The organism is Pseudoalteromonas sp. Ld19 (assembly GCF_045064135.1).
Lineage (GTDB): Bacteria > Pseudomonadota > Gammaproteobacteria > Enterobacterales > Alteromonadaceae > Pseudoalteromonas > Pseudoalteromonas aliena.
Genome location: NZ_JBISHA010000021.1, coordinates 831,917 through 844,003 on the forward strand (window position 1 = coordinate 831,917; position 12,087 = coordinate 844,003).

At 40.8% G+C, this 12,087-nt stretch carries 14 protein-coding genes; 1 reads left to right on the forward strand and 13 read right to left on the reverse strand.

Going from position 1 to position 12,087, the window contains the following annotated elements; all coding sequences use genetic code 11:
• Positions 1 to 176 precede the first annotated feature (176 nt).
• Together recA and pncC are read right to left on the reverse strand one after the other, a co-directional pair.
• On the reverse strand, positions 177 to 1,220 hold the full coding sequence (gene recA, locus ACJJVZ_RS15795; RefSeq protein WP_405601821.1) for a recombinase RecA: 1,044 nt from the start codon (positions 1,218 to 1,220) through the stop codon (positions 177 to 179).
• Positions 1,221 to 1,288: 68 nt separating this feature from the next.
• Entirely contained in the window at positions 1,289 to 1,777 is a 489-nt protein-coding gene (pncC, locus tag ACJJVZ_RS15800) for a nicotinamide-nucleotide amidase (RefSeq protein ID WP_405601823.1), read from the reverse strand.
• 21 nt (positions 1,778 to 1,798) lie between these two features.
• On the opposite strand from pncC, the gene mutS reads away from it, so the two are divergent.
• Complete coding sequence (mutS, locus tag ACJJVZ_RS15805; RefSeq protein WP_405601826.1) at positions 1,799 to 4,384, forward strand: DNA mismatch repair protein MutS; 2,586 nt, start codon at positions 1,799 to 1,801, stop codon at positions 4,382 to 4,384.
• A gap of 92 nt (positions 4,385 to 4,476) precedes the next feature.
• Here the strand turns inward: mutS and rpoS are convergent, their stop codons facing one another.
• From rpoS to ACJJVZ_RS15860, 11 genes are all read right to left on the reverse strand, one after another.
• Positions 4,477 to 5,451, reverse strand: a complete 975-nt coding sequence (gene rpoS, locus ACJJVZ_RS15810) for an RNA polymerase sigma factor RpoS (RefSeq protein ID WP_138585339.1) — start codon at positions 5,449 to 5,451, stop codon at positions 4,477 to 4,479.
• A 35-nt stretch (positions 5,452 to 5,486) separates the two neighbouring features.
• Entirely contained in the window at positions 5,487 to 6,311 is an 825-nt protein-coding gene (locus ACJJVZ_RS15815) for a peptidoglycan DD-metalloendopeptidase family protein (RefSeq protein WP_405601829.1), read from the reverse strand.
• Positions 6,312 to 6,352: 41 nt separating this feature from the next.
• Positions 6,353 to 6,931, reverse strand: a complete 579-nt coding sequence (locus ACJJVZ_RS15820) for a YqaA family protein (RefSeq protein ID WP_138585337.1) — start codon at positions 6,929 to 6,931, stop codon at positions 6,353 to 6,355.
• Positions 6,932 to 6,940: 9 nt separating this feature from the next.
• Entirely contained in the window at positions 6,941 to 7,579 is a 639-nt protein-coding gene (locus ACJJVZ_RS15825) for a protein-L-isoaspartate(D-aspartate) O-methyltransferase (protein WP_138585336.1), read from the reverse strand.
• A complete protein-coding gene (gene surE / locus ACJJVZ_RS15830) occupies positions 7,569 to 8,333 on the reverse strand; it encodes a 5'/3'-nucleotidase SurE (protein ID WP_405601833.1) in 765 nt (254 codons plus the stop codon). The genes ACJJVZ_RS15825 and surE overlap by 11 nt, the downstream gene beginning before the upstream one ends.
• Complete coding sequence (truD, locus tag ACJJVZ_RS15835; protein ID WP_405601836.1) at positions 8,314 to 9,366, reverse strand: tRNA pseudouridine(13) synthase TruD; 1,053 nt, start codon at positions 9,364 to 9,366, stop codon at positions 8,314 to 8,316. Before truD ends, surE begins: the two co-directional genes overlap by 20 nt.
• Positions 9,363 to 9,860, reverse strand: coding sequence for a 2-C-methyl-D-erythritol 2,4-cyclodiphosphate synthase (ispF, locus tag ACJJVZ_RS15840; protein WP_182701125.1), 498 nt, complete (start codon positions 9,858 to 9,860; stop codon positions 9,363 to 9,365). The genes truD and ispF overlap by 4 nt, the downstream gene beginning before the upstream one ends.
• Complete coding sequence (ispD, locus tag ACJJVZ_RS15845) at positions 9,857 to 10,558, reverse strand: 2-C-methyl-D-erythritol 4-phosphate cytidylyltransferase (protein WP_405601839.1); 702 nt, start codon at positions 10,556 to 10,558, stop codon at positions 9,857 to 9,859. Before ispD ends, ispF begins: the two co-directional genes overlap by 4 nt.
• Positions 10,548 to 10,835: a cell division protein FtsB gene (gene ftsB, locus ACJJVZ_RS15850; RefSeq protein ID WP_077537124.1), complete on the reverse strand. Its 288-nt coding sequence runs from the start codon at positions 10,833 to 10,835 to the stop codon at positions 10,548 to 10,550. The genes ispD and ftsB overlap by 11 nt, the downstream gene beginning before the upstream one ends.
• Before the next feature lie 41 nt (positions 10,836 to 10,876).
• Positions 10,877 to 11,509, reverse strand: a complete 633-nt coding sequence (locus ACJJVZ_RS15855) for a hypothetical protein (protein WP_193156111.1) — start codon at positions 11,507 to 11,509, stop codon at positions 10,877 to 10,879.
• A gap of 74 nt (positions 11,510 to 11,583) precedes the next feature.
• Positions 11,584 to 12,063: a DUF2947 domain-containing protein gene (locus ACJJVZ_RS15860; RefSeq protein WP_077537122.1), complete on the reverse strand. Its 480-nt coding sequence runs from the start codon at positions 12,061 to 12,063 to the stop codon at positions 11,584 to 11,586.
• Positions 12,064 to 12,087 lie beyond the last annotated feature (24 nt).

The following is a 12,087-nucleotide window of genomic DNA, read 5'->3' on the forward strand; positions in this document are numbered from 1 at the left end:
TGATTTATTTAAGGCTGTAGATTTTTGCGGTTAAATTAAAAAACGACACATTTTTAATGTGTCGTTTTTATTTTTATCCGCTTCGAGTTTTGAACAACAAAAAAGCGCTAATCATTACTGATCAGCGCTTTTTAAAGCTCGGGTCAAATCAAGCTTAAAAACTCATTTAAGACTGTTTAAAGGTCTGGATCATCGCCTAACTTATCTTCACCATCTTCTGGCTCAATAGTTGCTTTTAATAAAAGCATTTCGCGTAATTTACCTTCAATCTCATCTGCAATTTCTGGATTTTCTTTCAAGAATTTAATCGAGTTAGATTTACCTTGGCCAACTTTGTTACCACAGTAGCTATACCAAGCACCTGCTTTTTCAACAATTTTGTGCTTAACACCTAGGTCAATTAACTCACCTTGCTTAGAAATACCCTCACCATACATGATGATAAATTCAGCTTGTTTAAACGGCGGCGCAACTTTGTTTTTAACAACTTTAACGCGTGTTTCGTTACCAACAACTTCGTCGCCTTCTTTAACAGAACCAATACGACGAATATCAATACGAACAGATGCGTAAAACTTAAGTGCATTACCACCTGTTGTTGTTTCTGGGTTACCAAACATAACACCAATTTTCATACGGATTTGGTTAATGAAAATACATAACGTGTTAGAGCGTTTAATGTTACCAGTAAGCTTACGTAATGCTTGTGACATTAAACGTGCTTGTAAGCCCATGTGCGAGTCGCCCATGTCGCCTTCAATTTCAGCTTTTGGTGTAAGTGCAGCAACCGAGTCAATAATAACAACATCTACCGCGCTTGAGCGCACTAACATGTCACAAATTTCTAATGCTTGCTCACCGGTATCTGGTTGCGATACAAAAAGGTCATCAATATTCACACCTAACTTTTGTGCATAAACTGGATCTAAAGCATGCTCAGCATCAATAAAGGCACATGTTTTGCCTTCTTTTTGTGCCTCTGCGATAACTTGTAAAGTAAGCGTTGTTTTACCAGATGATTCAGGGCCATACACTTCAACAATACGTCCCATAGGTAAACCACCTATGCCTAAAGCAATATCAATGCCTAATGATCCTGTAGATACAGATTCAATGTTTAACGCTTTGTTATCACCCAATTTCATGATTGAGCCTTTACCAAATTGACGTTCAATTTGTGATAGTGCTGCGTCCAACGCTTTTTGTTTGTTATCGTTCATTTTGTTCTCCAAATCCAGCTAATGGAACCAAGTATACTGTATGAAATCACAGTATCAAGCTAATTTTTTTATTTTATCTCATCTATTATAATTTTTAAAGAAAATACAATAGCCTGCAGACGAACCTGAGCTCTATCACCGGTAAATACTCGTTTAAATGTAAACGCTTTACCATTAATCTGCAGGCCAAACCACACAAGCCCAACAGGTTTATCTTTGCTAGCTCCACCTGGTCCTGCAATACCCGATATAGCTATCGCAATATCAGCGTTTGCTGCTTTAATTGCACCTAATGCCATTTCTTGTACTGTTTGCTCGCTCACAGCACCGTATTGCATTAATGTACTACTATTTACATTCAGTAAATCCTGCTTTGCTTGATTACTGTAAGTGACAAATGCACGGTCAATATAAGCAGAGCTTCCTGGCGTATCTGTAAGCGCATAACTTACTCCGCCACCAGTACATGACTCAGCACTAGTGATCCATAAGCATTTATCCGTTAAAATAGCGCCTAATTGCGCAGCAAGTGTTTTAATCTCTTGATGTAATTCCATATTCAGCCTTTGGGTAAATACATGTCGTTTGATCTTTATGCACCACACACTATAAAACAACAAACCCCTATGATGCAGCAGTATCTAAAAATAAAATCAGAGCATCGCGATATTTTATTGTTTTATCGTATGGGCGATTTTTACGAACTCTTTTTTGACGACGCTAAACGCGCCGCTCAATTACTCGATATTTCGCAAACCCATCGCGGCAAAGCCGGTGGCGATCCTATCCCTATGGCGGGCGTGCCTTATCATGCAGTAGAGAACTACTTAGCACGCCTGGTTCAAATGGGTGAATCTGTTGCTATTTGCGAACAAGTTGGCGATCCAGCTACCAGTAAAGGCCCCGTTGATCGCAAAGTTGTTCGTATAGTTACCCCTGGTACAATTTCTGACGAAGCGCTTTTACAAGAACGACAAGACAATTTGCTTACCAGTGTTTGGCAAAGTAAAAAAGGCCTGTACGGTATTGCGTACTTAGATATTAACTCTGGTCGCTTTAACGTTGTAGAGGTTAATACCGACGAAGCATTTAGCTCAACGGTTCAGCGCCTATCACCAGCAGAATTGCTATATAGCGAAAGCTTTGAAAATTTTCATTTAATTGAGCATATAAAAGGGGCTCGTCGTCGCCCAGAGTGGGAATTCGACTTAGATACGGCCGAGCACTTATTATGCGATCAGTTTGGTACTAAAGATTTAGTAGGATTTGGTGTTGATAAAGCCCACAGCGCACTTGTTGCTGCCGGTTGTTTAATGCAATACGTAAAAGATACGCAGCGTATTGCACTGCCACATATTCGTGCTATTACACTTGAGCACAACGAACACGCTGTTATTTTAGATGCAGCAACGCGTAAAAACTTAGAACTGACCGTTAATTTATCTGGCGGGTTTGAAAATACACTTGCCCAAGTACTTGATAAAACAGCAACCCCAATGGGCTCCCGTTTACTTAAGCGCCGTATACATACACCTATTCGTAATAAAGATGAGCTAAATTCTCGCTTAAATGCAATTAGCGCTATTTTAGATGCACAATTGTGCGGCGAATTACACGAATCACTAAAAGAGATTGGTGATGTAGAGCGTGTTATTGCGCGCTTAGCGTTATGCACAGCTCGCCCACGCGATTTAACTCGCCTGCGCAGTGCATTACAAGCGCTTGCGCCGCTACATACTTTATTAGCTGACGCTAACGACCCTCGTATAGCGGGTATTATCAAGCACTCGCCTGAACTCCCTGATTTACGAGCATTGTTAGAGCAAGCTGTAATAGAAAATCCGCCTGTACTTATTCGTGATGGTGGCGTTATTGCCTCAGGTTATAACAGTGAACTTGATGAATGGCGCAACTTAAGCAAAGGCGCTACTGATGTTCTTGATCAACTAGAACTGCGTGAACGCGAACGTACGGGTATTAGTACGCTTAAAATTGGTTATAACCGCGTGCATGGTTTCTTTATTGAAGTAAGCCGTGCCAATGCGCATTTAGTACCCGCCGACTACATTCGTCGCCAAACGCTTAAAAATAACGAGCGTTATATAATCCCAGAGCTTAAAGAGCACGAAGATAAAGTACTTGGTAGCCAATCAAAAGCCCTAGCGCTTGAAAAACAACTATACGAAGAGCTATTTAGGTTTATTGCTCCACATATTGAACAGTTGCAAATGATGGCCGCCGCACTGGCTGATTTAGACGTATTAAATAATTTAGCTGAGCGTGCATTTGCGCTAAATTACGCAAAACCAGAACTGTGCGATAACGACAACATTAGCATCAAGCAAGGTCGCCACCCTGTTGTTGAACAAGTAATGAAAGAACCGTTTATTGCTAACCCTGTTGAATTAAATAGCCAACGTAAAATGTTGATTATTACCGGCCCAAATATGGGCGGTAAATCAACCTATATGCGCCAAACTGCACTTATTGTACTAATGGCTCACATTGGCAGTTATGTACCCGCAGATAGCGCTAAAATTGGCAATATCGACCGCATATTTACACGTATTGGTGCAAGCGATGATTTAGCCTCTGGGCGCTCAACCTTCATGGTAGAAATGACCGAAACAGCAACCATTTTAAATAATGCCACGGCGCAGTCTTTGGTATTAATGGATGAAATTGGTCGCGGTACAAGTACCTACGACGGGCTCTCGCTTGCGTACGCAACAGCCGATCATCTAGCATCAAAAATATCTGCAAAAACATTATTTGCAACACACTACTTTGAACTAACAGAACTTGCAGAGCAAACCACGGGTCTTGTAAACGTGCACCTTGATGCCATAGAGCATAACGATACAATTGCCTTTATGCACACCGTACTTGATGGCGCAGCAAGTAAAAGTTTTGGCTTACAAGTAGCAGCTCTCGCAGGGGTGCCAAAAGCAGTCATTGCGCAAGCAAAACAAAAACTTAAATTACTTGAAAACCATCAAAGCGTAACGGCGCCAAATACAGAGCAACAAGCCTTTACTTTTAACAACGAGGCCGTACAAAGTACGCCTTCTGAAATAGAAGAGCAGTTAAGTGCTATCGACCCTGATAATTTATCGCCGCGCCAAGCGCACGATTTATTATATAAACTAAAAGCATTGCTTTAAATTTACTTTATATAAAACATAAAAAAGCCGAAGAATAAATCCTTCGGCTTTTTAACACACATAATCTTTTCTAGTTTGTACCGCTTTTATAGTTACGAGAATTGATTAAACAAACTATCTGTACTTAACCCTTCTTGTTGCAAAATGTCTTTTAAACGACGCAATGCCTCAACTTGTATTTGTCTTACTCGTTCACGCGTTAAACCAATTTCGCGACCTACATCTTCAAGTGTCGAAGGTTCATAACCAAGTAATCCAAATCGACGCGCTAATACTTCACGCTGTTTTGGGTTTAGCTCCCCTAACCAATCAATAATATGTTTATTAATATCGTTATTTTGTACTTCGCCTTCAGGACCAAAACTTTTTTCATCCGGAATAATATCAAGCAGCACACTGTCGTTTTCACCGCCAATAGGCATATCAACAGAGGCTATTTTTTCATTTAAACGTAGCATTTTAGTCACGTCTTCAACAGGTCGGTCTAAGCTCTCTGCGATTTCTTCGGCGGTTGGTTCATGATCAAGTTTTTGCGTTAATTCTCGTGCCGTACGTAAATATACGTTAAGTTCTTTAACCACATGAATAGGTAAGCGAATGGTACGTGTTTGGTTCATGATGGCACGTTCAATTGTTTGACGTATCCACCACGTAGCGTAAGTAGAAAATCTAAAACCACGCTCTGGATCAAACTTTTCAACAGCGCGAATTAAACCTAAATTCCCTTCTTCAATTAAATCGAGTAAGGCAAGGCCACGGTTATTATAACGGCGTGCAATTTTAACAACTAAACGCAGGTTACTTTCAATCATGCGTTTACGTGAGGCTTCACAGCCTTTTAAAGATTTACGGGCAAAGAATACTTCTTCTTCTGCGCTTAATAGTGGAGAGAAACCAATTTCACCTAAATAAAGTTGTGTGGCATCTAAATTTTTAGTGACTTCTTCTTTGGCAAAAATATCTTCTTCGTCTACCTTTTCAAGTAGTGATGTGGTTTCTTCAACGGCGGTGTCATCAAACTTTTCGTCATTCGTATTGTTTGTGTCAAGTTTTGCAGTGTTAGCCATAAGCCTTCTCCAGAGCAATTATCAATACCTAAAAATTAGGGAAGGTATTTAGCAGGATTGACAGCTTGCCCTCGGTAGCGAATTTCAAAGCGAAGTGCGGTGACCGGAGATTCTGAATTACCAATTTCTGCTATTTTTTGACCTGCCTTAATTTTCTGCTTTTCTTTAACAAGTAATTTTGAGTTATGTGCATAAGCGCTTAGATAATCATCATTATGTTTCAATATGATTAAACTACCATAACCTCTAAGAGCGTTACCCGCGTACACCACCGTTCCTTGTGCCGCAGCTAAAACTGAAGCCCCTTTTTTATTAGCAATCTGCAAGCCTTTATAGCCGTTTTCCTTATTAGAAAAGCGTTTCGTAATTTTACCCTTCGCTGGCCAAAACCACTGCACTTTACCGTTCGACAAATACTTATTATTGCTAACTTTGTTACTGGCTTGTTTCTGAACATACTCTCGTTGTTTTGGACGATCAAGCTCTTTTTTTAATTTATTGTTATTTTTTTGTGCTTTTTTTGTAGACTTTTTAGTTGAATACGTATATTTTTTACGCTTTTTCTTTTCTGCCGGTGCCGGTTTCAGCGATATTCTTTGCCCAGGAAAAATGATGTAAGGTGATGATATTGAATTGTTTTTCGCTATTTCCCTAATATCTTTTCCAGCACTAAAAGCAATAGAATATAAAGTGTCTCCTTTTTGCACTTTATAATAACCACCAGCAATGTTAATTTTATGGTTATATTTATTAACATTATTATTTAGACTGCTAACGGGTGCGGGAACATGACGAGATGAGCAACCAAAGAGCAAAATACTAATAAATAAAGCAACATAACATTTAATTTGTTTATTCATCGTATTAAGCTCCTTGTGTTAAAAAAGTTATTTTATAAAGCTTAGCGCAATAAAAAGTACGCTATAGCGATTAATGCAACTAATCCCCAGCCAAGTATCTCTACATATTGACGTAATTTTTGCTCCATTTTAACTCCGCCCCATTTCATTAAAGCTGAAACTAAAAAGAATCGCGCACCGCGCCCTACTGCTGATGCGATTAAAAAAGGCAAAAATGCCATTTGTAAAACGCCAGCGCCAATAGTGAAAACCTTATAAGGAATAGGTGAAAAACCGGCTAAAAATACAACCCACACTCCGTAGTCTTTAAACCAATTTAGCGCAATGTCAAATTTTTCTTGCCAGTGCATATGTGCAATAAGTGGCTCAACAACGGGTTCAAATAACCAAAAACCAAGCAAATAACCAACTATACCGCCAACAACTGAGGCGATAGTGGCAAAGCTTGCAAAACGCCATGCTTTTTTAGGTTGCGCAAGCGACATAGGCGCTAGCATTACATCGGGTGGAATCGGGAAAAAAACAGACTCGGCAAAGCTCATTGCCGCTAAATAGCGTTCGGCATGGCGATGCTTTGCCCATACAAGGGCCATATCGTATAACTTAGTAAACAACTTCAAAATAAATTCCTATTCAATATCGCCTGGCACTAACGGCACAAATCTAACGGGAGCAATCACATGCTCTGTAAAGCTATCGCCTTTGCGAATAACCATTATTAATTTTTGATCGCTCTCACCAATGGGCGCTAATAACACGCCTCCATCGGCTAACTGAGCGAGTAAATCCTGTGGAACTTTAGACGCTGCAGCTGTCACTATAATGCCATCAAAAGGCGCTTGTGATTGCCAGCCTTGCCACCCATCACCATGTTTCATCGTGACATTATATAGGTCGAGCTGCTGTAAACGCCTTTTAGCTTGCCATTGAAGCGCCTTTATACGCTCAACTGAATATACCTTTGTAAAGGTTTTAGCTAATATCGCCGTTTGATATCCAGAGCCGGTACCAATTTCCAGTATCTTATTACAAGCACCCGCAAGGCGAAGTAATTCAGTCATACGCGCTACAATATAAGGCTGAGAAATAGTCTGCCCTTGTCCAATGGGCAGTGCAGTATTCTCATACGCTTTATGTTTTAAAACGTCATCAATAAAAATATGGCGCGGAATTTGGGCAATCGCATTGAGCACTTGCGCATCTTCCACACCTTCACGCTTAAGTAAATCAGATAACGCTTGAGCACTGCGCGTGTAATTAGCGAGCACGATTAATCTCCAAATCAGCCAACCAGTCTCCTACCGCTTTTAAGCTCTCTTTAGCCGTCATATCAACACTTAGTGGTGTCACCGATGCATAACCATTATTAATTGCATAAAAGTCGGTGCCTTCACCTGCATCACTTTCTATGCCAAGCGATCCGTACCAAAAAATATCACGACCCCAGGGATCGGTTTGTTTGGTCATCGTTTCGGCTTTATGGCGCGCACCGAGGCGCGTTACTTGCACCCCTTTTAATTCACTTAATGGAATATCTGGCACGTTAATATTTATAATTTGATCTTTAGGCAGCGGATGCGAAGCCAAGCCTTTAATAATATTAACGGTAACCGAAGCGGCTGTTTCAAAGTGTTCACCATTATGTGAGCAAAGTGATACCGCGATGGCTGGTAAGCCCAAATGACGTCCTTCTGTTGCAGCTGCAACGGTGCCAGAGTACAGCGTGTCGTCACCTAAGTTGGCACCATGGTTAATACCCGCAACAACTAAATCTGGTTTTTCATCAACCAACTGATTTACACCTAAATGTACACAATCAGTAGGGGTACCATTAACCGACATAAACCCGTTTTCGAGCTTAGTTGCTCGTAGCGGGTTCATTAGTGTTAAAGAATTACTTGCGCCACTACAATTGCGATCTGGCGCAACAAGCGTTACATCTGCAATTTGAGTGAGCGCTTGATATAAAACCGCAATACCTTTGGCATTTACGCCATCATCGTTACTTAACAGTATCTTCATTTATGTCATTATCCTTTTCTTTACGCTCTCGCGGGCTTGCATCTTTATAATCCACCAGCTCACGTAATAATGCGGTTGCAAAACACCCTTTTGGTAAACCAAAGCTTAGTTTTAAAGTGGTTTCGTCTAATGTTTCTACCGCTAAGTCTTGTGGGATTAAGCGCAGCATTCTGCGCTCATTTTTAAGGCCTAGCTCACCTAAACCATCACACCATGTTTGGAAAGGTTCAAGCCATATTTTTTCTTGTTCAGTTAGGCCTTTTTCGCTTTTACCGACCATGGGTGCCGACATCACAATATCGCCAGTGGCTAATCGTTCAATGTTTTCATCGTTAATTGCATCTTCAAAAAATGCATTACTGCCGCTAAGCATAAATACTTCACGGTGCATTGTTTTAGCTAAACCATGCTCTTTTACACGCAAACTCACTAATTGATTAAATACATGCGACCGCGCTGCTGAAATAATAATACCGCGCAGTTTTTTATCGCGAATTCGCTCACCAGCAAACATTTTTTCTGCCATTACTAAGTTATGACCGCCATGCCCAAAACGCTGCTCGCCAAAGTAATTTGGCACACCTGCGCGCACTGCGTTAATACGACATAAAATATCAAGCGGCTGAGTAACATTACGAAGCGTAATAGTAAATTTATTACCTTTGTGGCAACCCGTGCGCAATTTACGATCGTGGCGCTGTTGCGACACAATAAAAATACTTTCGCTATTTAAATCGCTAAAATCGATAGGCTTTTTAATCGGTACTTTTACACTAAACCACTGTGAGCACACACCGTGGCGATCTTTCATGCCTGCGTAACTCACGTCTCGCGGTGAAACACCCGCACGCTGTGCAATTAACTTTGCGACATATTGCGTGTTTTCGCCTTTTTTAACGACTTGTAAACACACGTGTTCGCCACTTCCGGTAAATTCTATACCTAGGTCTTCATCCACCATAAAGTCTTCAGCAGTGGTTTTAAAGTCAGCTTTAGAAAGCGGCGCACCGTATAAATAATTTAAATCGCTCATGCGGATTTTGTACTCATTGATTCTTTGTTCATAATTACCACTGCATGGCTCGAAATACCTTCCCTGCGCCCTTCAAAGCCAAGCTTTTCTGTGGTTGTAGCCTTAACATTAATTTGGCAAAGGTCGCAATTTAAGTCACTGGCTAGATTAGCGCGCATAGCTTGTATGTGCGGCAGCATTTTTGGCGCCTGTGCAACAATAGTTACATCGCCATTGCCAAGTACATAACCTTGCTCTTTAGCTAAGCTCACCACATGACGAAGTAAAATACGGCTGTCGATATTTTCATATTCGCTTGCCGTATCGGGAAAGTGCTTGCCAATATCGCCCATTGCAAGCGAGCCCAAAATAGCATCGCATAATGCATGAATAGCAACATCGCCATCGGAGTGCGCTAAAAAGCCCTGTGGGTAATCAATTTTTTCACCACAAATAGTTAACGGGCCTTCGCCGCCAAATTTATGTACGTCAAAACCATGGCCAATTCGTATCATAATGCACTCTCGTTTTGTTGTTTATGTAATAAAAACCCAGCCAAGTCTAAATCCTCTGGCATGGTTATTTTAATATTATCGCTACGCCCTATTACAAGCCTTACCGGTTTACCGGCCCATTCAATTGCACTGGCTTCATCGGTAATAGTTGCCCCACTTGCTAATGCGTTTTGAAGTGCATTTTTAAGCTCGTCATATTTAAAAAACTGCGGGGTAAGTGCTTGCCATAAATCATCTCGTGGTACGGTTTGCAAAGCATGAGTATCGCCACGTTTTATGGTGTCTTTAACTTTGCTAGCTAAAATGCCACCTTCATTAGCGCTTATGCATTCATCAATTAAACGTTCTATATCACTAATATTAACTAGCGGACGGGCAGCGTCGTGCACCAACACCCATGTAGGTGGGTTAGGCGCTAAAAAAAGTAAGCTATTGAGCACTGAGTCGGCTCGCTCTTTCCCACCACTGGCACGAACAATGCGATTATCAACAAGTGGGAGTTCATCAAAATAGGGGTCACTGTCGCTCAGAGCAACAACAATAGTGCTTAATTGAGGTAATTGAGAAAGTTTAGCTAAGGTGTGTTCTAAAATAGTTTTGCCCGCTAAGTGTATATATTGCTTAGGCGCATTATGCTGCATTCTACTGCCAACACCCGCAGCAGGTACAATTGCTGCAATAGTCTGTTTATTTGTCATATTGTTTGCCCGGTAAAACACGAATAAATGTTTCGTCCGGTTTAATCATTCCTAATTCGTTACGTGCACGCTCTTCAATACCTTCTTGGCCGAGCTTTAAATCTTCTATATCAGCGGTAAGTACTTTATTACGCTTGATAAGCTTTTCGTTGCTTTGTTGGTGCGACGCTACGGCACTTTTTAGTCGTGTGTAGTCTTGTACGCCATTATGCCCAAACCAAAGTCTATATTGTACAAACAGTGCTAAGCACAGTAAGCCAACTTGAAAAATACGCATTTAACACTCCTTATTTTAAAACCCTAAAAACCTCGCTTTATTTAAGCTAGGGGGCGCTTTAAATTACGCCAATTAATACTACCCGCTAAAAGCATTTCGCGTAGTGATAAAACGCGAGGCAAACAACGCTTCGAAAATTGCCATTGATGCCCACAACATGCAGCGGTTAAGCTCACCTTACTTGGCTTTAATAGTTGCGCACTTTGCTGTTCGAGCCCGTTACCTAAAAAATCAAACCAGCCAAGCTCATTGCAATGCAGTTTATTGTCACCTAACTGATCAATACTGTCTATTCTAAGACGCACCTGCTCAAAGTCATGTAACACAACGGGCACTATAAGCCCCACTTTGGCATGTGTTTGATAAAAAAGTTCATTAGCTTGAGCATTCACATCGGGCGGTGTTGGTTTTTGCTTTTCAAGCCAAGAGCCATTTTGTGAGTCCAGCGTAAAAGGAGAATCTCCATTGGCAACTAACGTCGCTGCTCGCTCAATATAATAAGGTAGGCTTTTTAACTGCCGACGCAGTTTATCAGCATTCGGCTCTGCAACTAAACGCTGAACCTCACGCTGATAAAACGCATTGCACAATTGCGCATACAACACTTTTTGTGCATCAGTTTGCCAAATTTCAACTTGTTGCTGAGCACCAAGTGACTGATTTTTCGCGACCAAAAGCTGTACTCAAAACAAATAGATAAGTGTTTTATAGCACAGTACTGAATGCTTTTTAAGCATTACATACTAATTTAAGCGCTTGGCTTTTCACCTAATTTAGCTTTACCTGATTCTAAAAATTGCACAACCGTATTGCGTTTTTTACCAATTAACAAACTGCCATCGGCTAAAAACATAAAGTTTTGCCAATTGCGTTTAAATACATCAAAGGTTGTTTCGATAATATTATCGCGCGCCATACAAAAATAAACCGTGGTATTAGCTTCCCAATCTAAAAAAGTTAAAATACTCTCTGGTGGAAGTGCATCGCCATTTTCCCATGCATCTTGCCAATCTACTTCTTGGCTAAAGCTCTTTTCTTGACCACACCAGTCGGTGTCCTCAAAAAAGTCAGGATGATCAAACTCACGGCTCACCATCGTTGTCCAAAGTACAGCCGCGCGCTCGTCGCTCATAGGTTTAATTTTTGCTGCGTCATCATCAGATACAGGTAAGTCTTTATGGCGAAAAACCCACGCCTTTTTGTAATCATCTAAAGAAATATAGTTCATAGTGTTGGCAAATTAGTTAGCATT

Excerpts from the sequence above, each read along its gene's own strand:
- surE (WP_405601833.1), bottom strand. The coding sequence starts at position 8,333 with ATGAAGATACTGTTAAGTAACGATGATGGCGTAAATGCCAAAGGTATT.
- ispF (WP_182701125.1), bottom strand. The coding sequence starts at position 9,860 with ATGATACGAATTGGCCATGGTTTTGACGTACATAAATTTGGCGGCGAA.
- rpoS (WP_138585339.1), bottom strand. The coding sequence starts at position 5,451 with ATGGCTAACACTGCAAAACTTGACACAAACAATACGAATGACGAAAAG.
- ACJJVZ_RS15860 (WP_077537122.1), bottom strand. The coding sequence starts at position 12,063 with ATGAACTATATTTCTTTAGATGATTACAAAAAGGCGTGGGTTTTTCGC.
- recA (WP_405601821.1), bottom strand. The coding sequence starts at position 1,220 with ATGAACGATAACAAACAAAAAGCGTTGGACGCAGCACTATCACAAATT.
- ACJJVZ_RS15815 (WP_405601829.1), bottom strand. The coding sequence starts at position 6,311 with ATGAATAAACAAATTAAATGTTATGTTGCTTTATTTATTAGTATTTTG.
- truD (WP_405601836.1), bottom strand. The coding sequence starts at position 9,366 with ATGAGCGATTTAAATTATTTATACGGTGCGCCGCTTTCTAAAGCTGAC.
- mutS (WP_405601826.1), top strand. The coding sequence starts at position 1,799 with ATGTCGTTTGATCTTTATGCACCACACACTATAAAACAACAAACCCCT.
- ispD (WP_405601839.1), bottom strand. The coding sequence starts at position 10,558 with ATGACAAATAAACAGACTATTGCAGCAATTGTACCTGCTGCGGGTGTT.
- pncC (WP_405601823.1), bottom strand. The coding sequence starts at position 1,777 with ATGGAATTACATCAAGAGATTAAAACACTTGCTGCGCAATTAGGCGCT.
- ftsB (WP_077537124.1), bottom strand. The coding sequence starts at position 10,835 with ATGCGTATTTTTCAAGTTGGCTTACTGTGCTTAGCACTGTTTGTACAA.